Origin of the sequence: Pseudomonas proteolytica, assembly GCF_007858275.1 — a bacterium.
GTDB lineage: Bacteria > Pseudomonadota > Gammaproteobacteria > Pseudomonadales > Pseudomonadaceae > Aquipseudomonas > Aquipseudomonas proteolytica.
In genome coordinates, this window is sequence record NZ_VFEV01000008.1 from 112,941 (window position 1) to 132,976 (window position 20,036).

Consider the following 20,036-nt stretch of genomic DNA (forward strand, 5'->3'; position numbering starts at 1 on the left):
AACGTTGCAATGACAGTGACGTGTTCAACAGCCTGCACAACCACCCCAGACGTGCTCATGCCACCTCCTCGCGCAACAGATTGTCCTGGGCAAGATCAAAGCGCCCCGACACCTTGACCTTGGACGAAGCGCTGAGCTCGGCGAACGACAGGACCGGTACATGGTTGAACTCTTCCAACAGCAAGGTGCGCATGGGACTGCGCAAATCCTGTGCAACCAGCAGCACACTTTTGCTCTTGGGGCGCACGACAAAGGCTTGCTTGAGCAGGCTGACCAGCGCCGCACTGCTTTCGTTATCCAGGGAAAAGAACACACCCGTCTGGGTCTGGCGCAGGGCATCGCGCAACACGTTTTCGGTGTGGGGCGACAACAGCCAGGCATGCAGGCCGTCGGCTTCGCTGTACTGGTGAAGAATCTGCGACTTGAGGGCAATGCGCGCATAGTCGGTCAGGGCTTCCGGTTCACGTTCATGCTGACCGTGTTCGATCAGGGCCTCGACAATCAGCCGCACGGCCCGCAGCGGTACGCCTTCGCCGGCCAGGCGCTGCAACACCGATGAGAACCGCGAAAGCGGCATGATCCGTTGCAGTTCCTGCACCAGCTCCGGCTGATTGAACTCCAGCCAACTGAGAATCGCCTTGCTCTCCTGGATGCCGAGGAACTGCGGGCCGCTGAGCAACATGGCCCGGGTCATCCGCTCCTGAAGCAGGCTGTACGCCGTCGAGCGCGCCAAGTGTTCATCGGCAAGCACAGGGTCGTCGGGCGCAAACCACACCCAGTCCTGTTCATCGCGCTCGGCCAGGCCCCTGCTCCCGCTTTCTGGATCCGCTGCCAGTGCCGCAAGCTCCACGCCAACCCAGTCACCGAGCGTGGCCTTCAACAGGGGCACTTCGTGCACGCAGAAGCGAAATTCATCGTCGGCCAACGCCGGCGCAAACTCGACTTCAAATGGCGGTAACGTCAAGCCAATCTGGGTCACCAGGCTGTTGCGGCTCTGGCGCACGCCGTGGATGACCTCCGTCACCAGCGGGCTGTTCTGCAGGGCCAGCGGAAACTGCAACAGGTAGGGGCGCGACGGATCAAAACCGCGCAGGTCCTCCACCCCGTTTTGCTCAGGCGGGACGGTATCGGTAACCGGCTCCTGTGATTTTTCCTCACGCTGGCGCTGGCGCATCAGGTAATAACCCAGGCTGCCAGTCATCAGCGAAATCAGGATAAACACCACCGTGGGCATCCCCGGCAACGCCGCAAAAGCAAGCATGCCGACCGAAGCGATCATCCAGCTCTTGGGTTCACTGGTCATTTGCCGGGCAATTTCGGCGCCCATGTTGTTGCTGCCCTTGCTGCGCCCGGACGGGGCCACACGGGTGATAATCATGCCGGCAGTCAGCGAGATCAGCAGGGCCGGAATCTGCGCGATCAGGCCATCACCAATGGTCAATACCGAGTACAACGCCATGGAGTCGCCGGCGCTCATGCCATGCTGGAACATGCCGGTGGCAAAACCACCCAGCAAGTTGATCACCACAATGATCAACCCCGCGATGGCGTCTCCCTTGACGAACTTCATCGCGCCGTCCATGGCCCCGAACAGCTGGCTTTCACGCGACAGCTGCTCACGCTTGTCCCGGGCCTGGTTGCCGTCGATCAGCCCGGCACGCAGGTCGCTGTCGATGGACATTTGCTTGCCGGGCATCGCGTCCAGGCTAAAGCGTGCAGCCACTTCCGCGACCCGTTCCGAGCCCTTGGTAATGACCAGGAAGTTGACCAGGGTCAGGATCATGAAGATCACCAACCCCACCGCCAGATTGCCGCCCACCACAAAGTTGCCGAACGCCTCGACAATGTCACCGGCGTCCTGCTCCAGCAGGATCAGGCGTGTGGTCGCAATCGACAACGCCAGGCGAAACATCGTGGTCAACAGCAGAATCGATGGAAACGAAGAAAAGGCTAGCGGCCCCGGCAAATACAACGCCAGCACGATCAACAGGCACGAAATACAAATATTGAGGGCAATCAGGATATCCACCAGCCAGGTGGGCAACGGCACGATAAAGATAAACACGATGGCCATGACCACCACCGCGCCCAGCACCTCGGCGCGTTGTGCAACCTTCAGCAGCAACGCATTGATTGCCCGCAACGCACTCATGCCTTCAATCCCGGCCACGTGTGGGTATGGCGCGAGCCACGCTCCTGCGCGGCGTATTCAAGCAGCACGTGCTTGTAGCTGTTCAACGCTTCTTCGCGCCGTCTTGCATCACACCACCAGGCCAGGGGCAGGGCCTTGAGTTCCGGGAAAAAGGCACTGAGGCCACTCAACTGATGAGCCAGCTGACTGCCGCCCAAATCCCGGGCCAGGTGTTTGATTTCCTGGGAGGAAAGACCACCGGCCGCATACCCCAGCAAGCGTTGCAACAAGCCCACCGGATCCAGCTGCAGTTCGGGGTACAGAAGCAGGGATTGCCCGATCAACGCCTTGCAGCGCGCGAGCACACCACTCAATCGACTGCAATCGTTGAGGCCCAGCAGCAAGGTTCGCAACTGGCCCCGGTCGACCGACGAGGTCTGTGCCGCAACATCATCGGCCAGGGCCCGGCGTATCAGCTTCAACCCGGACGCAAAGTCCCCTTCACCGAACAGCCCCAGCAATGATTGCATCAGGGTCGCCAGCGATTGGCTCGTGACCACGCTGGTGTAATACATGCTGCGTACAGCCTGGCGCAGCTGCGGGTCATCCGTGCCCGCCTGCAGCGCCAACGCGGTATTCAGCCCCGCCTGGATCTGTGGCTTGTAATCGGCCTCCAGGCCAGCCAGGGAAGTGCGCGCCAGGCTCGCCTCTGCGGTGCGGCCCTCGGCATCCGCCTGCAGCGCCACGTGCTTGAGCACCACATAGGCCCGCGCGGGGTCGTTGCCGGTGATGTCCATCATCTTGCCGACCCCGCCACCGAGCAGCAGCTGGACCCTGACATTGCGGGCGATGGTCGCCATTTTCGCCTGGGCCGGGTGACCCAATTGCTCATAGAGCTGGGTCAGTTGCTCGACCGCCGGGATGCGCAAGCCTAGTTGGCGCTGCCCCAACGCCCGGGCGTTGAGTTCGACCTCTTGGCTGAACAGCACACTGAGATCGTCCGCAACGGGGGCGCTTATCGGCGAAGACAGCCCACTTTCAATCCGTGCCGGTGCCGGTTGATTCAGGTGCGCGGAATTTTGCACATCTAGGTTGGGATCGACTTTCATGGAAATGCCATAGCAAGAGATTCGTATCCTTGTGTGGCTGGAAGGCCCGATCCGGTTCCATCTTCATGCGCTTCCCATGGCCCATGAAAATACCCGCACAAATCCACGATGCTCTGCGCAAGCTATTGCACAAAAAACACCTAAAACAAGATATTTCCTTATATTTATCAAATAGATATCTACATATTCCGTTTGGCACAAGCGGTGCTAACAGGGTTCTCGTCGAAACCATTTCGACCGTTTTTACCCTGAGGAAAAATCATGGATATCCCAATCAGTGTTTTAGTCAATCTTCCCCGTGACCCTAGCCAATCCATCCAAGATCTGTCCGACGAGCACCACAAACGCCTGCGCCGGTTCATTCATAAACGCGTACTGAACCCGGAGGATGCGGACGATATCCTGCAACTGACGTATCTGGAGGCATGGCGTAACCGCCATCACTTCAGCGCGCAGGCGTCCCTGAGCACCTGGATGTGCGGGATCGCGCTGAATTTGATCCGCAATCACTTTCGCCGGCTCTATGCCAAGCCGGTGCATTGCGAGTTCGATGAATCGTTGTCCCACGGACACAACGAAGAGCAGGACCTGGCGCGCCAATTCGAGATCAGCCGCCGGCTGGAAAACACCCTCAATGCGATCCAGCACCTGCCCCTGGAAATGCGCAACACCTTGTATGCCTCACTGGAAACCGACGGCAGCTACCAGGACACCGCCGATGCCCTGGCGATTCCGATCGGTACCGTCCGTTCCCGCCTGTCCCGGGCACGGGAACAACTGAAACGCGCGACAAACTCTCACCCGTTCCAGTAGGAGAGGGACCGCCCAGGGATAGGGCCAACCTTCCGGTTTCAGGCTTTTTTCGAACGCGGCAACAAAATCGCCAGCACCCCGAGCAGCGGCAGGAACGAGCACAGCGTGTACACGTATTCGATGCCGTGGATGTCCGCCAGATAGCCCAGCAACGCCGCACCAATCCCGCCAAACCCGAACATCAGGCCAAAGAATACCCCGGCGATCATCCCCACATTGCCCGGTACCAATTCCTGCGCGTAAACAACAATCGCCGAGAACGCCGAGGCCAGGATAAAACCGATCACCACACTGAGCACGCTGGTCCAGAACAGATCGACATGGGGCAGCAACAGGGTGAACGGGGCCACGCCCAGGATCGAGAACCAGATCACCGCCTTACGGCCGATTTTGTCGCCAATCGGCCCACCAAAGAACGTGCCCGCCGCCACCGCCCCAAGGAACAGGAACAGATGCAGTTGGGAACTGGCCACCGACAGGTCGAACTTCTCGATCAGGTAAAAGGTGAAGTAGCTGGTGAAGCTGGCCATGTAGAAGTACTTAGAAAACACCAACAACCCCAGCACCACCAGCGCACCCAGTACGCGGTTTTTCGACAGGCCATGGGTAGCGGCCTGGCCTTGCTTGAGCTTGAACAGGTTCAAGTGGTTGCGGTACCAGCGGCTGATCGCGTACAGCACCCCCAGGGCGAACACCGCGAACAAACCGAACCAGGCCACATTGCCCTGGCCAAACGGAATGATGATCGCCGCCGCCAGCAACGGGCCAAAGGCCGAGCCGGCGTTACCGCCCACCTGGAAGGTCGACTGCGCCAGGCCGTAGCGGCCACCGGATGCCAGGCGCGCCACGCGGGATGCTTCCGGGTGGAAGGTCGAGGAACCGATACCAATCAAGGCCGCCGCCAGCAGAATCAGTGGAAAACTGCCGACCTGGGACATCATCAGAATCCCGATCAGCGTGCAGATCATCCCGCACGGCAGCAGGAACGGCTTGGGATGGCGATCGGTGTAGTAACCCACCCACGGCTGGAGCAAGGACGCCGTGAGTTGGAACGTCAGGGTAATCAGGCCGACCTGGGTAAAGGTCAGGCCATAACTTTCCTTGAGCATCGGATAGATCGACGGCAACACCGCCTGAATCAAGTCATTGATCAAGTGCGCCAGCGCTACGGCGCCGATGATAGACATGACCAACGGGCTGGATTGCCCGGCGGCCGGCGTCGTAGCCACTGAAGGCTGGGAATTGGTAAGAGCCATGAGGAACGTTTCCGTACAGCAGATGGATGCACAGGTGCAGGTGTGACAATGTGCCACTTATTGGGGCAGGAAGGCTATCCCGTTAGCAGGCTAACGAGTAGGTGAATCGATGCAGCGGTCATGTCTTGTAAAGAGCCAGCAAGCTAGTACGCCGACGGTAGAACACCCCAGATCAAATGTGGGAGCGGGCTTGCCCGCGAAGGCGGCGTGTCAGTCAAGTACTGCTAACCTGATACACCGCCATCGCGAGCAAGCCCGCTCCCGCACTTTAATCTTTGCGGCTTTGGGACCTGCGCAAAACCCAGCCAATGGCCGCCTTACCCGGCGTTTTTGCTTAAACAGTTGATAGCGTAGATAAATTTTCAAAAAAAGCGCTTGACGCTTGTTCGTTCTGAGCGAATAATGCGCGCCACTTGGCTACATAGCTCAGTTGGTTAGAGCATAGCATTCATAATGCTGGGGTCCGGGGTTCAAGTCCCTGTGTAGCCACCAAGTACCTGTTTACAGATGTCTACATGAGTCTCTAAACAACCTCAAGAAGCCCGCCTAGTGCGGGCTTTCTTGTTTCTGGCTGTATCTCCTTATCTACCCCTATATCTTCCCGTCGTGTATCCCCCTGTGTATCCTTGATGAAAAATAGAACCGAGGGGATACAAGCCAATGAAGCGCTCCGAAATCAAGCGCCGCCCGCTGTCTGATACCGCCCTAGCGGGCCTGGAGCCCGACACCAAGGAATACCGGGAACAGGATGGCAACGGCCTGTATTTCCGCGTGAAGCCTGACGGCCAGAAGTCCTGGCAACTACGTTACAAGACGCCTGCAGGTAAGTGGAGTTGGCTGGGGTTAGGTGGTTACCCGGAGGTCGGTGGGGCGCTGGCCAGACAGAAGGCTTCCGAACTGCGCGCCGATGCGGCTGAAGGCAAGAATCCGATAGCAACCAAACAGGCCCGCCAAGCTGCCGATCTGGCAGCCAGCAACAGCACCTTTGAATCACTGGCGCGGGAGTGGCACACCTCCCGGCTCAACTCTTGGGATGCTGGCACCGCTAAACGAGTTATGGGCGCACTGGAGCGTCATGTGTTCCCTACCTTCGGCAAACGGCTGTACACCGGCATCCTGTCGATGGAGTGGATGGAGCTGCTACGCGGACTGGAACAGCAAGGCATTCTTGAGCAAATGAGCCGAGTGAGGGCCTACTGCAAGGATGTGTACGATCTGGCCCGGGTGACGGGGCGAGCTGTGAACAACCCGCTTGAGGGCGTCCACAAGTTCTTGGCCTCAGGTAAAGCTGAGAACTATGCCCATGTCAGCCTTGAGGAGCTGCCTGCCCTGCTCCGTGCTATCCGCTCCTATCCCCACGCCAAAGACGTACAACTCGGCTTACGCCTGCTGACCATGATAGCCGTGCGCCCCAGCGAGCTGCGCGAAGCCCGCTGGGAAGAATTCGATCTAAACAAGAAGCTTTGGACAATCCCAGTAGAACGCAAGGGACGCAAGAAAGGGCTTGAACACCTGGTGCCACTCAGCCGCCAGGCCATTGAAATACTGGAAGAGCTGCGCGGCCTGACTGGAGCCTACCCACTGCTATTCCCCGGAAGAAGCGACCGCACCAAACCCCGTAGCGATACCGTGTTTCTGATGGCCTTGCGTCGCCTTGGCTATGAGGGCAGACAGACCGGTCATGGTTTCCGCCATATCGCCAGCACCATCCTGAACGAACACGAGTTTGATGCCGACCACGTCGAAGCCCAGCTCAGCCACAAGGCGCCAGGTGTACGCGGGATCTACAACAAGGCTCAGTATTTGACACAACGCACAACGATGATGCAGTGGTACGCCGATTACCTTGACAGACTGGAGAAAGGCAACGTGATCCAAGGTAATTTTGGAAAGGTGGTTTGAGCATGCACCAGAGCCCCGGCCTAAAATCTCGTGTTCTTAGTGTTCTTGGTGTTCCTGAATCCGTGAAGCCCTTTAAATTCGTGGCTTTCAGATCTGGAACACGAACAAAAAAAAGATGGAACACAACACACAGATACGGTGAAAGGTGTTCTTCAAAACCGCCTCTTCTGCCTGCGGGCCAAGGTGATGGAAACGCTGTGTCGAATCACGGCGCGGGGGGTTCGCAGAGCTTTCGGGGCGAGGGGTTCTGTAATGGATGATGAATTAGAGGACATGGATAACACTTTTAAAAACGCGGTATCTGTTCGTAGTACACGCAGCTGGGTCCTAATTCCTGATGGTGAGAATCCAAAGCGCATGCTTTGGCATTGGGTGCCATGGGCTGAGGACGATCTCGATAAGCTGTTTCGGCGAGTGAACGATGGGAGTTCTTCCGAGGAGGATCACGAACTGTTTGACGCCTGCATGCTGGACAGATTCATTGGCAGGGTTGAAGCCGGAGAACCAGTCGAGCCATGGATTCTCGCCAGCTTGGCCAAGTCCTTCACTCACGTGCTAATGGGAGCGCAATGGAGTGATGCAATCCGGCTACCTGGGCGCCCCGCTCCACGGGTCAGGAGCTGGCGTGAACAGCGGGATCTAGATATTTTTTTTGACGTGATGCATTGCGTAGGCAGGGAAGGACTTGTGGTAACTAAGGCAATCGAAACGGTAGCTGAAAAGCATGCTGTTTCTTACCAGGCCGCCAGAGCCGCCTACTACCGGTGGAAAGCACTTTCTAAAAACTGGTAAAAAACTTAGAAAGACCCATAACAACCGAATGTCTAAATTTCGTCCTGTCTCTCCCAAGTTACAGGACGCTCACCATGAACACCGTAATTCAGCGATTTGCCGAATCGCTCCAGCTCCACCCCTCTGGTCTTCTTACGCCTGCCCAAGTTGCCGTCGAGCTGGGCGTCTCGCATAGGACGCTTGCCGCCTGGCGCAGCTCCCGCAATACGGGCCCAGCTTGGATGCGAATCGGTTCGCGAGTGCGCTATAGCAAAGCAGCATTGCTGGCCTGGCTCAAAGATCGCTCCCAGAAAACGAGCGAGGCCTGACCATGTCTGCGACAACAGAAACCAAGTCAAACAAATCCAACGTAGTTTTGCTCGACCCGGCCACGACGCTCATTCGAATCCCAGAAGTCATGGCGATTGTAGGGTTGGCGCGGCCCACCATTTACAAGTTGATGCGGCGAGCTGACAGCGGCTTTCCGCTGCCTGTAAAGCTCAGTCACAGCAATGCACGTGGTGCCCCTGTTGCTTGGGTATTGAGTGAGGTTCAGGAGTGGGTTCGGGGACGGATCGCAGCCCGTGGGCAGGTGGCAGCATGACCCCTGTGTTCCTGCCGCATTCCCTTCTTGATGCAGTTGAAGCGACTCTGCCTCCAGCGGTAGCCAAGGGCAAACATGACCTCTGCGCGCTGCGTGATCGTGCGATCGCAGAGGGTGCCCATGTTCTGCTGTTGGCCTGGCCGACGCTCGACTGGGTGTTGCTGGCCATCGAGATCCCAGAGGGAGTGGTGATCAAGGATGCACAACAGCTCATCCCCAACCTGCTGGCCAACCCTACCGCCCTGGAGCACATGCGCTCAGAGTCCCGTAAAGGCCAGCACCTGAGCTGGTTGTCTCTGACTCGCTCCGTCGCCACTCAGCACTAACGAAAACGCCCCCGGCTGCAACCGGAGGCGTTAGAGGTAGACTCATATGCCCATTCAATTTATGACGCATTGCGCAATCGCGCAAGCTCCGCTTGTTGCACTTCTAAAATCGAGGCGCTATGCTCCGGCTGTCGCTGCAAATTCAGTGACCGGGTTTGACGGCCCGAGCAACTTGGCGCACAGGCGCCCCATCCGACAGCAGGCGCTTTTTTTGTGCCCGCAGTTTCGTGTTATGGCGGCTGTGCGTGGGAGACCTTCGGGTCTGCCGGGTTCCAAGTTCCCGGTCCGTCAACCTGCGCACAGCTGCCACCTTAAATCGTTTGACGGCGATTCGTGGCAGCTCCATTTAAACTTGGAGTATCGCCTCATGAAGCACGCAAACGCCCTCAATCCGTCCAGTAACTCCAGTCGAGCCGCCGCACACCGTGCCATGGCCATGTCTGCCCTTCATGCAAACTCCAGCCTGTCCACTCGACTGGCTCGCTACAACCAACACATGAGCAAAGCTCGCACCTTGGAAAATGCTGGGGGCGCGCTATGAAGACCACTCACATCGAAGCCAAAACAGCAGGCGGTATGTCCTTCGGCGCCTGCAACGTGGACGGGCAAAAAATATTCCGTATCAACCCTGACATCCCTGTAGGGGACGCTCTGGAACACGCCTCGAATCTGCTGGGAATAGTAAACAGGTTGACTTTGGTTAGCGGCATGGATGACGGCAATGAGACTGTTACGTGGGCCGCTCACGAATTGGGCGAGATGGCAAAAGCGATAATTGACGATGTTACGACCGGCCTTCTAATCGCGGGGAACACCCCATGAGTACGGGAAAAAAACACCCCAGCTTCGCCAGCGTGAAAGCCGCTGCCCTGGGGGCCATTGACCGCGTGCTGGCTCACTGGCTGCCAAACGGAAAACGCGAAGACGGCGGCAAAGAATACTCGGCCCCGAACCCAACCCGCGCAGACAAACACGCCGGATCGTTCAAGGTGAATCTGAACAAGGGTACTTGGTCAGATTTCGCCACGGGCGACAAGGGTGGCGACCTAATTGACCTGGTGCGTTACCTCGATGGCGGAACAGATGTTGAGGCGTGCAATAAGCTGGCTGGCTTTCTCGGCGTAACCGCCGGCGCCTCCAGCAATGAAAAATCGCCTCCCAGCAAAACAGCCGCCTGGGTGCCCATACTTCCAATCCCTGATAGTGCCATGCGTAAGATTCCGGCTAAGCATCGCCAGCACGGAGCGCCATCGAGAATGTGGATCTATCGGGACGCCGCCAGCCAGCCACTGATGGTCCTATACCGCTTCGACCTGGGTTTGGATGACAGTGGTACAGCACGCAAGGTGTTCGCGCCGCTGACCTGGTGCAAAGGTGCCAGCGGATCCAGTCAGTGGCGGTGGCAAGGTCTAAATGCACCTCGGCCACTTTTGCGGCTAGATGAGTTGGCGAAACGCTCTGCTGATCCTGTCGTTTTATGTGAGGGTGAAAAAGCCGCCGATGCTGCCGGAAAGCTGCTACCTGGCTACGTCTCTACGTGCTGGCTCAACGGCACGAACTCTTGGCAAAAAGCGGATTTCCTACCCTTGGCAGGCCGTGATGTATTGCTCTGGCCAGACAACGATAGTCCGGGCTTGCATTGCATGGTGGAGATCGAAAAGCACCTGCTCAAAATCGGCGCAGGGTCAATACGGAGCGTTCCGGTAACCGCACTAAGCGATCAGCTTTCCGAAGGGGATGATGCGGCGGATTTTGAGTCCGCTGGATGGACCAGCGAGCGACTTGATGCGCTGATTGCAGGCTTGAGCCTCGCAAAAAAAGAGGTGATCCCTACCAAGCAAAAACCGAATTCGTCCCATCCAACGGGTTTTCGTGTAACCGCGGATGGCGTGTTCTACGCGAGTGAAGATGGCGAGGCGAGGCCCGTATGCTCGCGGCTTGAAATCCTTGCGCGCACACGGGACGAAAAAGGCCACAACTGGGGTTTGCTGGTGGAGTTCGATGATCCTGACGGTGACCGAAAGCGGTGGAACATCCCCGCTCGCAGCATGGCTGGTGACTTTGGCAAAGAAGTACTGGGGCCACTTGTTGATATGGGGCTTCGGCTTGCAGGTAACCGCGCAGCTCGGAATTCACGCAATGACCTCCAAAGCTACTTGCAGGGATATGACAGTAAGGATCGAGCTCGATTGGTGACCCGGCTGGGCTGGCAAGGCAATGCGTATTTACTGCCCGATCAGCAGGTGGGGGCAAGTCCGGAGCGGCTGCATTTTTACGACGCTGGGGCTCAGCTTCCCCCTATCAGCCGATCCGGGTCACTTGATCAGTGGCAACGTCATATCGGAGCCCTGTGCATCGACAACCACCGCCTGACTTTTGTCGTGTGTGTTGCGTTCGCGGGTCCGCTGCTGCAGCTGCTGGGACAGGAGTCGGGAGGATTCCATCTGTACGGTGATAGCTCGGGTGGTAAGACTACACACCTCCAGGTAGCCGCCTCAGTTTACGGTGGCCAACGCTTGGTGCGTTCCTGGCGATCAACTGACAACGCCTTGGAATCGATAGCGGCGGCACACTCGGACGGTTTGCTGGTATTGGATGAGATAGGAATGTGCGACCCCCGCATTATCGGGGAAACGGTCTACATGCTGGGTAATGGGGCTGGCAAAGCTCGCGCTAACGATCGTGGCCTGGTGGGTAGGCAGGTTCAAGAATGGAGGCTGCTGTTTCTTTCTACCGGTGAAAAAACACTGGCTCAACACATGTCTGAGGCCCATAAGGAATTGAAAGCGGGCATGGAGGTTCGTCTACTTGCTGTACCTGCCGATGCGGGAAAAGGTATGGGTATGTTTGAGGCGCTCCATGGCTTTGCTGATGCGGCGGCGCTCTCTGATGCGTTGAAAGCAAGAGCAGGAAAGTACTACGGCGCCCCTCTACTGGAGTTCCTAAATAACCTCTGCACGCCTGGTCAAATTGAGGGTTATCGGATCCTTCTGCGGCGAACTGTAGAGCGCTTCGTGACTGAGTCATTGCCGCCCAACCCCAGCGGACAAGCACAGCGCGCCGCCGGCAGATTTGGCTTAGCGGCAGCAGCCGGGGAGCTTGCAACCGCCCTTGGCGTCACTGGGTGGCCGGATGGCACGGCCACTAAAGCAGCGGAGGTCTGCTTGGCAGCCTGGCTCGGTGAGCGAGGTGGGGCCGGGAACATGGAAGGTGACGCCATCATTTCGCGTCTGAGAGGTGTAATCGAGCGGTATGGGGAAAGCCGATTCACAAGGTGGGATGCCATCGCGGCAAAAACAGACGATCACGCCCCCCGAACTGTTGACCGACTGGGCTTCAGACGAACTATTGAACATGGCCTGGGTGATGATACCTATACCTCTGTCACATACTATTTTCTTGCGACAACTTGGCGCGACGACGTATTCAAAGGAATGAACGTAGTTGCCGTAAATAAAGAGTTGATAAAGCGAGGCGTACTTGAGCCGGCAGGCGATGGAAAGGCTTCACAATCAATTTCACTGCCGGGAATGCCCAAGACAAGAGCATATATAGTTAATGCTTCGGCACTACTTGACTTGGATTCAGCCCGACAATCTATCGCTGCTTAAAATTAATAATTGCCGCTTGCATTTTCGGCGCACCGTAAGATAATGGCAGTGTAGAGCGTGTGACGCGCTTTACACCCGTTACAGTTGCGCGTGATGCGACCCTGAGCGGCAAATATCATATTTGTCACTTATGGACTTTTATATGCACACATTCCACTCTGCGCCACTTCATCTTAAGCTTCTAGACGCCAATCAAACTCGCACCGGTGAGTTCTCTGGATACGCCTCAACTTTTGGTGGCGATCCGGACTCGCAGGGGCATGTTATTGAGCCTGGTGCCTTCAACAAGAGCCTCACCCGTCATGCTGTTGAAGGGACAAAGCCAGCAATGTTGTGGCAGCACAATAGAAACCAGCCAGTCGGAGTCTGGCTGTCCATGGTTGAAGATAGCCGAGGACTACTTGTTTCCGGCAAGCTAACACTCGATGTTGCGATTGCAAAAGAGAGTTATGCGCTTATGAAGGACGGCGCCCTGGCAATGAGCATTGGCTTTTTCATGCTGGATGCCAAGCCGCTAGGCGCCGGTCTGAGCCTGGTAAAAGAAATAGATCTATTAGAAGTTAGCTTGGTGTCCTTACCAGCCAACAAGCATGCAGTAATTACCGAGGTTAAATCCTTTAACCCAAACAACCCCAGAGAATTCGAAAGGCAAGTGCGCGACGCACTTGGGCTTTCATCCCGTGAAGCCAAACGGCTTATGTCGGGTGGCTGGTCTGCTCTTGTCCGAGATGAACAGAGTGATAACAGCCAAGAGCTTGCTTTGATTGCAAGCAGACTTGAAGAAATCACTAAAACATTGAGGACGAATTAAAATGAGCAATGAAATCGTATTAAAAGCCCTTGAAGAGCACGCCAAAGCGATGGATGGTTTCCGCGCCGGAATCCAGTCGGATATTGCTGCTGTAAAAGGCCAGGTGAGCGACCTCAGTACCGAGGTCGATAAAAAATTGGGTATCCGAAAAAACTTGTCCGTCGCTGACGTTCTTGGTGGCGGGCGCGGCACCAACACTTTCGAGAACTTGAATACTGGCGACATTACCGACGCAGCCGGCAACATCATCAAGCGAGGCAGTATGGAACGCAGTGACACAAAAGGATTGATTGGCGAGTTCTCGCACAGTGAGCAATTCAAATCCTTGGCTAATGGTGCCCCATCTACTGGTCGGGTCCAGATCGAGGGTATTACGCTCAAAGCGTTAACCAACTCCGGCCAAGGTGTCGCGGGCACCACGGGATTCGATGTTCAACCTCAAAGAGCGGAGGGTATTTACAACGACCCTCGGCGTCCACTCACGCTGCTGGATGTAATTCCGTCTCTGCCTGTTGACTCAAGCGCTTTCGAATACATGCAGTTACAAAACTACGTCAACACAGCGGCGTTCCAGACTGAGGAGGGTCAGCAAAAAGCTGAGTCCAACTTTGAAATGACTCCCGAGACGGCGAACATCGCCACTGTTGCTCACTGGACGAAAGCATCGGTTCAAGTGCTTTCCGATGCTCCAGCGCTCGGCCAAAAGCTGATGAATCTCTTGGAGTATGGCGTGCTCGCCAAGCTTGAAAGTGAGATCGTCGCGGGTGCTGGTGGGAAAGGTAAAATCAAAGGGCTGGTAGAGTTGGGGATGGATTTCGTGCCGAGCGGTGTAGCCGACCCTGCGGTGCTCACTCCAACTGATCGCATTGGCGCCGCAGTAGTCAATCTTCAGGCCAATGGATGGAAGCCTGGGCTGATCATCATGAACCCGGTTGACTGGCAGCTCATTGCGTCTCAGAAGGGCACAGACGGTCAGTACGTATTGGGCAGTCCGCGAGACCCTTCTCCATTGACGTTGTGGAACGTACCGGTGGTGCTGACCCCAAGCCTTGCTCGGAACATCACCATCGTGATGGATCCGGCTCAAGCTGCCATTCTTGATCGGGAGCAGCCTTCCCTGTTAGCAAGCCGTGAGGACGGGCAGAACTTCACGACCAACATGGTTACGTTGCTCGGTGAACTACGTGCCGGTCTTGCGGTGTTCGCTCCAGGTGCAGTGTTGATCGTCGATGTGAATGGTGATCTTGGTGCGACTGTACCCTGACAGGCATAGCTAACCGTGTTGGAGCCCGCTCATGCAGCGGGCTTTTTAATGCCTGTTTAGAACACCGACAGCTGTTAGATAGCAGGTGTGTTCTTTATCGTTAAGAACGTGTTCCATCCCTCAAACCCTTGATTTGCTTGGCCTTCAGCGCGAAAGGAACACCGAGAACACGAAGAACACCGATATTTTGGCGTATCTGTAGCAGCATCAAAGGGAGGGGGGGTAAAAAACTTCGTTGCCGATCCACTCTAGACCGCTCGCCCCCCTCTCTGCGCAAAGTCGGGAAATATGAGGAGGGGGGGGTATGGGCAGTAGAGATCAGCTTGTATCCCCACGCGTATCCCTAACCGAAGTCAATGAATTTATACCTATATAAATCAGCATCTTAATAGACCAGTTCAAATGACTGTGTACCACCAAGTACTAAAAACGGCTTACCGAAAGGTAGGCCGTTTTTTTATGCCCGCAGAAATCTTCGAGAGCAAGCCCACGAGCTACTGACGCTCGTGGGCCCTGGCTTAGCTACCCCTCAAAAGTAAGTGGTCGCCCCGGCAAAGAACGCACGGCCCGGCACATAGAACGTCGTCGAACCATCCCGCGCATCTTCATCCAGCAAGTTCTGCACGCCGCCATTCAACGTCAACCACTTGGTCACAGCCAGGTTCGCCGTCAGGTCGTAGGTGGTGTACGACTTGACGAAGTCATTGCCGATACCCCGCTGTTTGCCGACATGCTGCGCCGACAATTCGGTGTTGAGCTTGTCGGTGACTTGCCAGTTGAGCGCACTGAAGGCAGACAACTTGGGCGCGCTGATCAGGTCCTGGCCGGTGGACAGGTTTTTGCTCTCCAGCATGTAGGTGGCGTTGGTGCGCCAGTCCAGGGAGTCGGTCAGCGGGACGCGAACCGAGCCTTCCCAGCCACGAGTCCGGGCTTCTTCGACGTTTTCCAGCATGGTCCACCAGCGGCCCTGGAACTGGCCCAGTGGCGCGTATTCGATCTTGTCTTCGAAATCGGTGTGGAAGTAAGTCAGGCTGGCCTCCCAACCGTCACGGTCGAAGGACACGCCAATCTCCTTGTTGACGCTGGTTTCTGGCGACAGGTTCGGGTTACCGGCCATCCAGCAACTGCCGCTCACGTAACCCAGGGGTTTCAACGAACCGCAACCGCGACCGCCCGACTCGGTGGCGGCACCGGCGCTGCCCTCTTTCAGGCTGGGCGCACGGAAGCCCTTGGACACACCGCCGCGCACGGTCCAGTCCGGATGCGGATGGTAGACCAGGTACGCCCGCGGGCTGTTGTGGTTGCCATAGTCTTGACTGTGGTCGAAGCGGTTACCCAGGGTCAGCGCCAGGTTGTCGAGCAGGTACAACTCATCTTCGATAAACGCGGCCGAGTAGTCGCCCTTGAGCGAAGAACCGGAAACTGCAGCACCTTGATAGTCCACGGGCACCGTGCCCAGGGTGTCGCTGTTGGTCAGCTCTTCACGCTTCCACTGCCCGCCCACCGTCAAACGCTGATCGAGAAGGAATTCAAACGGGATGTTCAGGCTGCCTTCGGCGATTTTTTCTTCGGCGCTGGATTTGCCCCAGTCGATGTCGTTCTTGAACTTGTTCAGGTACAGGTCCACTTTCGACGTACCGAAACTCCAGTCGCCCGTGTGGGACACGGAATAGCTGTCGCGAATCAAACGGCCGGGACCGAAGCCCTCACCCAGGGTTTCACCCCAGTCACCAAAAGTCTTTTTGCTCGACCAGGACCGCTCGACGCCATGCACAGCCTCGAACGACAGGCTTTGCTCGTCATTGATCTTCCAATCGAGCAAAGCGTTGACGCTGTGGTCCTTGGCACCGCCCGCGCCGTCGCCGTACATGAACTCGCCATCCTTATCCAGGCGCGCGGTGACCTCATCGGCCGCACGGCGGGTGAGGTTGGCACCCAGGCGCAGGCCCACCGACTCGGTCAGAGGCCCGGACAGGTTGAGACTGGTCTGGGTAGTCTGGCCGCGGTCGGAATCTTCGGGAATCGTGGTGTTGACGTTGGCCGAACCGCTCCAGGTGCGCGACACCTTGCGGGTGATGATGTTGATCACCCCGCCCATGGCATCCGAGCCGTACAGCGAAGACATAGGCCCGCGCACGATCTCGATGCGCTCGATCATGTTCGGGGTGATCCAGTTCAGGTCCTGGCGCGCCAGGTCGCGGCGATAGCTCAAATCCCCCGAGCCGCCGAGGCGTTTGCCATCCACCAGGATCAAGGTGTACTTGTCGTCCAGGCCGCGCAGTTTGATTTTCGACTGCTCGCCCACCGGCCCGAAGCCACCGGTGACACCCGGCACACGCCGCAGCAGGGTGTTGAGGTCATAAACCGGCTGGCGCTCGATTTCTTCGCGGGTAATGACGCTGACGCTGGCCGGCGCATCGCGCAGGTCGGTGGCGCCGCCGGTGGCGGTGACGAACGAGGTATCAAGTTCCGTGACAGCGTGTTTATCGACCTCACCAATCTCTTCTGCTTGCAACGCCGGGGCGGCGATCAGCATGCCGACGGCCAGGAAAAGAGAACTGAAAAGATAGGGGGGATTATTCATTGCAAACAGTCCTTGTTGAGCCGGCATGCACCAAGACGGAGCACTAAAGGCTGTGGAGTGTAATGCAAATCCTTATCATTTATAAAAGCATTTATGACAAGTCCGATACAATTCCATACATTTCAAGCAGATTTATTTTCTGCTAAATCCGTCGAAAAGTCGGAAAAAGAGCCAATAACTAAGTATTTGGCAACGTTAAAATATTTACTAAAAAGTCGGAATAATGCTCTGCTCATCGCCCCCGAGCAGCCAGTTAAAAGACAGTTCAGGGGGCGGCCTACGCCATCAGAAAGCGTATTTGGTGCTCAGCATGAAGTTTCGCGGCTCACCGTAGGAACCGCTGTAGAAGTTGCCATCCAGGGAGCTGATGTACTTCTTGTCCAACAGGTTGTTGACCGTCGCAGTCGCCGACCACTGCGATGTCAATTGATAGCGGGCCATCAGGTTGACGGTGGCGTAGTCGCCCTGCTTGACCTTCGCCGGTTGGCTGAAGCGCCAGGAGTCCACCGTCAGGTTGATCGCGCTTTGCCAGTTCACCCCGCCACCAATGGTCAGGCGCTCCAGTTCGCCGGGCAGGCGGTAGGTGGTCCAGACCTTGACCAGGTCGGCGGGGATGCTGCTTTTGACGCGCTCGTGCTGCTCATCCTTGACCACACTGTGGCTGTAGCTGGCAGCAAGGTTCCAGTCGGGCAGCAGTTCGCCACTGACTTCCATATCCATGCCACGGGTCTTGGTTTTTTTCGCCGCATAGGCAGTCAGGGTGTCACTGCCGACGACCATGCCATCGGCCACGGCGTCGTTCTCCAGGTCAACCTCGAACAAGGCAACAGAGGTGTTCAAGCGCCCGCCGTAGTAGTCGCTCTTGAGGCCGATTTCGTAGTTGTTGCCTTCACGCGGGTCCAGCAACCTGCCGCCCCGGTTACGGTAGGGCTGGGGTTTGAAAATGCTGGTGTAGCTGGCGTACAGCGAGTGGTTGGGCGTGAGGTCATAGACCACGCCGGCATACGGCGTGACTTCACCATTGACTCGCACGCTGTCGTCGGTGTTGAAACGCACCATGTTCGCTACGTTGTAATGCAGCGAAGCGTCATAACGATAGTTGCTGACCCGCGCCCCGAGGATCACCGACAATTCATCGGTGGGTTTTAGGCGCGTGGCCAGGTAAACACCGTTCTGCCACTGGTCGATGTTGTCGTCTTCGCGGTTGAAGTTGTAGGACGCGTACGGCGCATAGTTGTTCCAACTGTAGATATTCACCGGCTTGCCACTGACGCCGTTGTTGCTGGTGCCGTCGGCCAGCAGGTTGCCGAAACCGTTACGACGGTTTTCGTAGTCCTGAAAGTTGAAACCAAACACCAGCTCATGCTCGCGCCCCATCAACTGGAACGGGCCGGAAAACATGATATCCAGCCCTTTCTGCTCCTGGGTGTTGTCGCCCTTGGTGGCGGTGTAGCTCAGGCCGTTGCCGGTCTGGGCATTCACGAAGCCAGTGGTGGTACCGACGATGATCGAGTCATAGTCACGGGTGCCATACATTGCATTGGCGGAGACCTTCAGGGTCCAGTCATAGGCCAGCTTCTGCTCGATGGAAGCGAAGGTGTTGACCGACTCCTGGCGGTTGCTGCTGTCGCGGCTGGCCGGGTTGTCGGAGCGCGAGGTGCGCAGGCGCTTGCCGTTACTGTCGAGCAGCGGCAGGCCGGTGGTGGAGAAGCCCTTGGGGTCACTATCAAGGTATTCCACGCCCACCGTCAGCAGCGTGGCTTCGCTCAAGTCGGCTTCGAGCACGCCATAAACAATGGTTTTTTCCTGCTGTAAATGGTCGGTAAAGCTGTTGCCCTGCTGATACGCCGCCACCGCCCTGCCCCGCAGATTACCGGTTTCGGTCAAGGGCCCGGACACGTCCACTTCACTGCGGTACAAATCCCAGGACCCCAGCCCGGCGCTGACATAGCCCTTGAAAGTATCGGTCGGCTTCTTGCGAATCAGATTCACCGTGCCGGACGGATCACCAGTGCCCGACATCAGGCCCGAAGCACCACGCAGCACTTCAATCCGGTCGTAGATGGCCATGTCCGACAAGGCCTGGGCCAGCGCCTGACTGAACGCGAAGGACGTAGTCGGCATGCCATCGTACTGATAGTTGTCGATGGCCAGCCCACGGGAAAACACATACAAGCGGTCGCTGCCGGGGCTCTGTACGTTGATCCCCGGAGTCTGCTCCAGCACCTGGCCAATACTGCGCAGGTTCTGGTCATCGATGCGCTGGCGAGTGATCACACTGACGGTCTGCGGGGTTTCGCGCAGCGACAGGTTGAGCTTGGTCGCGGTCTGGGTCGACGCCACAGTATAGGACCCCGTGCCCTCACTGGTAGTCCCCAGGCCGGAAATGGTGGTGGCGCCCAATTGCAGGGTGTCGCCCTGCACTGCCGGCACCAAAATGTAAGTGCCATTGCCCTGGCGCTGGGCCTGCAAGCCACTGCCGACTAGCAGGCGCGCCAGGCCTTCCTCGACGCTATAAGTACCGCGCAGGCCGGTCGTGCTCATGCCCTGAGTCTGCTCACTGCTGAACGACAAGGTGACATTGGCGGCCGTGGCAAACAGGCTTAACGCCGAGCCCAAGGCGCCCGGCTGGATCTGGTAGACCACCGGCAGGCTTTGCGCCATGGCCTGGGTTGCCGCCAGGTTCAGGGCCGAAAAGGCACCAAGGGCCAATGCCAGGTGCACCGCCTTGGCAAGCGGCCGGGCGGCACGCAGAGAGAATCGTGACATGGGGGTTTCCTTTCGTTGGCAGAACATAGCAACAGTCGTAATCGCTGCTTTCGGTACATGGCCGAACGAAAATGAAAATCAGCAA

15 protein-coding genes and 1 tRNA gene are annotated in these 20,036 nt (G+C 57.2%); 11 read left to right on the plus strand and 5 right to left on the minus strand.

What is annotated here, in order from left to right; all coding sequences use genetic code 11:
• Nucleotides 1-55 precede the first annotated feature (55 nt).
• Both sctV and FIV38_RS08115 read right to left on the minus strand, forming a co-directional pair.
• Entirely contained in the window at nucleotides 56-2,152 is a 2,097-nt protein-coding gene (gene sctV / locus FIV38_RS08110; protein WP_092237305.1) for a type III secretion system export apparatus subunit SctV, read from the minus strand.
• Nucleotides 2,149-3,240 (minus strand): HrpJ domain-containing protein, encoded by a 1,092-nt coding sequence (locus FIV38_RS08115; protein WP_092233494.1) that lies wholly within the window; start codon nucleotides 3,238-3,240, stop codon nucleotides 2,149-2,151. Before FIV38_RS08115 ends, sctV begins: the two co-directional genes overlap by 4 nt.
• 261 nt (nucleotides 3,241-3,501) lie before the next feature.
• Here FIV38_RS08115 and FIV38_RS08120 point away from each other — a divergent pair, with 261 nt between their 5' ends.
• Nucleotides 3,502-4,053, plus strand: coding sequence for an RNA polymerase sigma factor (locus tag FIV38_RS08120; RefSeq protein ID WP_029295739.1), 552 nt, complete (start codon nucleotides 3,502-3,504; stop codon nucleotides 4,051-4,053).
• Between the two features lie 38 nt (nucleotides 4,054-4,091).
• Here FIV38_RS08120 and FIV38_RS08125 read toward each other — a convergent pair whose 3' ends face one another.
• Nucleotides 4,092-5,309, minus strand: coding sequence for an MFS transporter (locus tag FIV38_RS08125; RefSeq protein ID WP_032857819.1), 1,218 nt, complete (start codon nucleotides 5,307-5,309; stop codon nucleotides 4,092-4,094).
• Between the two features lie 415 nt (nucleotides 5,310-5,724).
• Between FIV38_RS08125 and FIV38_RS08130 the strand changes: the two genes are divergently transcribed.
• From FIV38_RS08130 to FIV38_RS08180, 10 genes are all read left to right on the plus strand, one after another.
• Nucleotides 5,725-5,801, plus strand: a tRNA-Met gene (locus FIV38_RS08130).
• Nucleotides 5,802-5,969: 168 nt separating this feature from the next.
• Nucleotides 5,970-7,211, plus strand: a complete 1,242-nt coding sequence (locus tag FIV38_RS08135; RefSeq protein WP_092233491.1) for a tyrosine-type recombinase/integrase — start codon at nucleotides 5,970-5,972, stop codon at nucleotides 7,209-7,211.
• Nucleotides 7,212-7,463: 252 nt separating this feature from the next.
• Complete coding sequence (locus tag FIV38_RS08140; protein ID WP_139273548.1) at nucleotides 7,464-8,003, plus strand: hypothetical protein; 540 nt, start codon at nucleotides 7,464-7,466, stop codon at nucleotides 8,001-8,003.
• Between the two features lie 74 nt (nucleotides 8,004-8,077).
• Entirely contained in the window at nucleotides 8,078-8,311 is a 234-nt protein-coding gene (locus tag FIV38_RS08145; protein WP_092233482.1) for a helix-turn-helix transcriptional regulator, read from the plus strand.
• Between the two features lie 2 nt (nucleotides 8,312-8,313).
• Nucleotides 8,314-8,586 (plus strand): helix-turn-helix transcriptional regulator, encoded by a 273-nt coding sequence (locus FIV38_RS08150; RefSeq protein ID WP_092233480.1) that lies wholly within the window; start codon nucleotides 8,314-8,316, stop codon nucleotides 8,584-8,586.
• Nucleotides 8,583-8,912: a hypothetical protein gene (locus tag FIV38_RS08155; RefSeq protein ID WP_092233477.1), complete on the plus strand. Its 330-nt coding sequence runs from the start codon at nucleotides 8,583-8,585 to the stop codon at nucleotides 8,910-8,912. Before FIV38_RS08150 ends, FIV38_RS08155 begins: the two co-directional genes overlap by 4 nt.
• 537 nt (nucleotides 8,913-9,449) lie before the next feature.
• Entirely contained in the window at nucleotides 9,450-9,734 is a 285-nt protein-coding gene (locus tag FIV38_RS08165) for a DUF3077 domain-containing protein (RefSeq protein WP_235860982.1), read from the plus strand.
• Nucleotides 9,731-12,523, plus strand: coding sequence for a DUF927 domain-containing protein (locus tag FIV38_RS08170; protein WP_092233474.1), 2,793 nt, complete (start codon nucleotides 9,731-9,733; stop codon nucleotides 12,521-12,523). The genes FIV38_RS08165 and FIV38_RS08170 overlap by 4 nt, the downstream gene beginning before the upstream one ends.
• Before the next feature lie 142 nt (nucleotides 12,524-12,665).
• Nucleotides 12,666-13,334, plus strand: coding sequence for an HK97 family phage prohead protease (locus tag FIV38_RS08175; protein WP_092233471.1), 669 nt, complete (start codon nucleotides 12,666-12,668; stop codon nucleotides 13,332-13,334).
• Nucleotide 13,335: 1 nt separating this feature from the next.
• Nucleotides 13,336-14,598 (plus strand): phage major capsid protein, encoded by a 1,263-nt coding sequence (locus tag FIV38_RS08180; RefSeq protein ID WP_092233468.1) that lies wholly within the window; start codon nucleotides 13,336-13,338, stop codon nucleotides 14,596-14,598.
• A 529-nt stretch (nucleotides 14,599-15,127) separates the two neighbouring features.
• Here FIV38_RS08180 and FIV38_RS08185 read toward each other — a convergent pair.
• Nucleotides 15,128-17,182 carry a TonB-dependent receptor domain-containing protein gene (locus tag FIV38_RS08185; RefSeq protein WP_092233465.1) on the minus strand — a complete coding sequence of 685 codons (2,055 nt, stop codon included), beginning with the start codon at nucleotides 17,180-17,182 and terminating at the stop codon, nucleotides 15,128-15,130.
• Between the two features lie 285 nt (nucleotides 17,183-17,467).
• Nucleotides 17,468-19,951, minus strand: a complete 2,484-nt coding sequence (locus tag FIV38_RS08190; protein WP_235860980.1) for a TonB-dependent siderophore receptor — start codon at nucleotides 19,949-19,951, stop codon at nucleotides 17,468-17,470.
• Nucleotides 19,952-20,036: the final 85 nt, after the last annotated feature.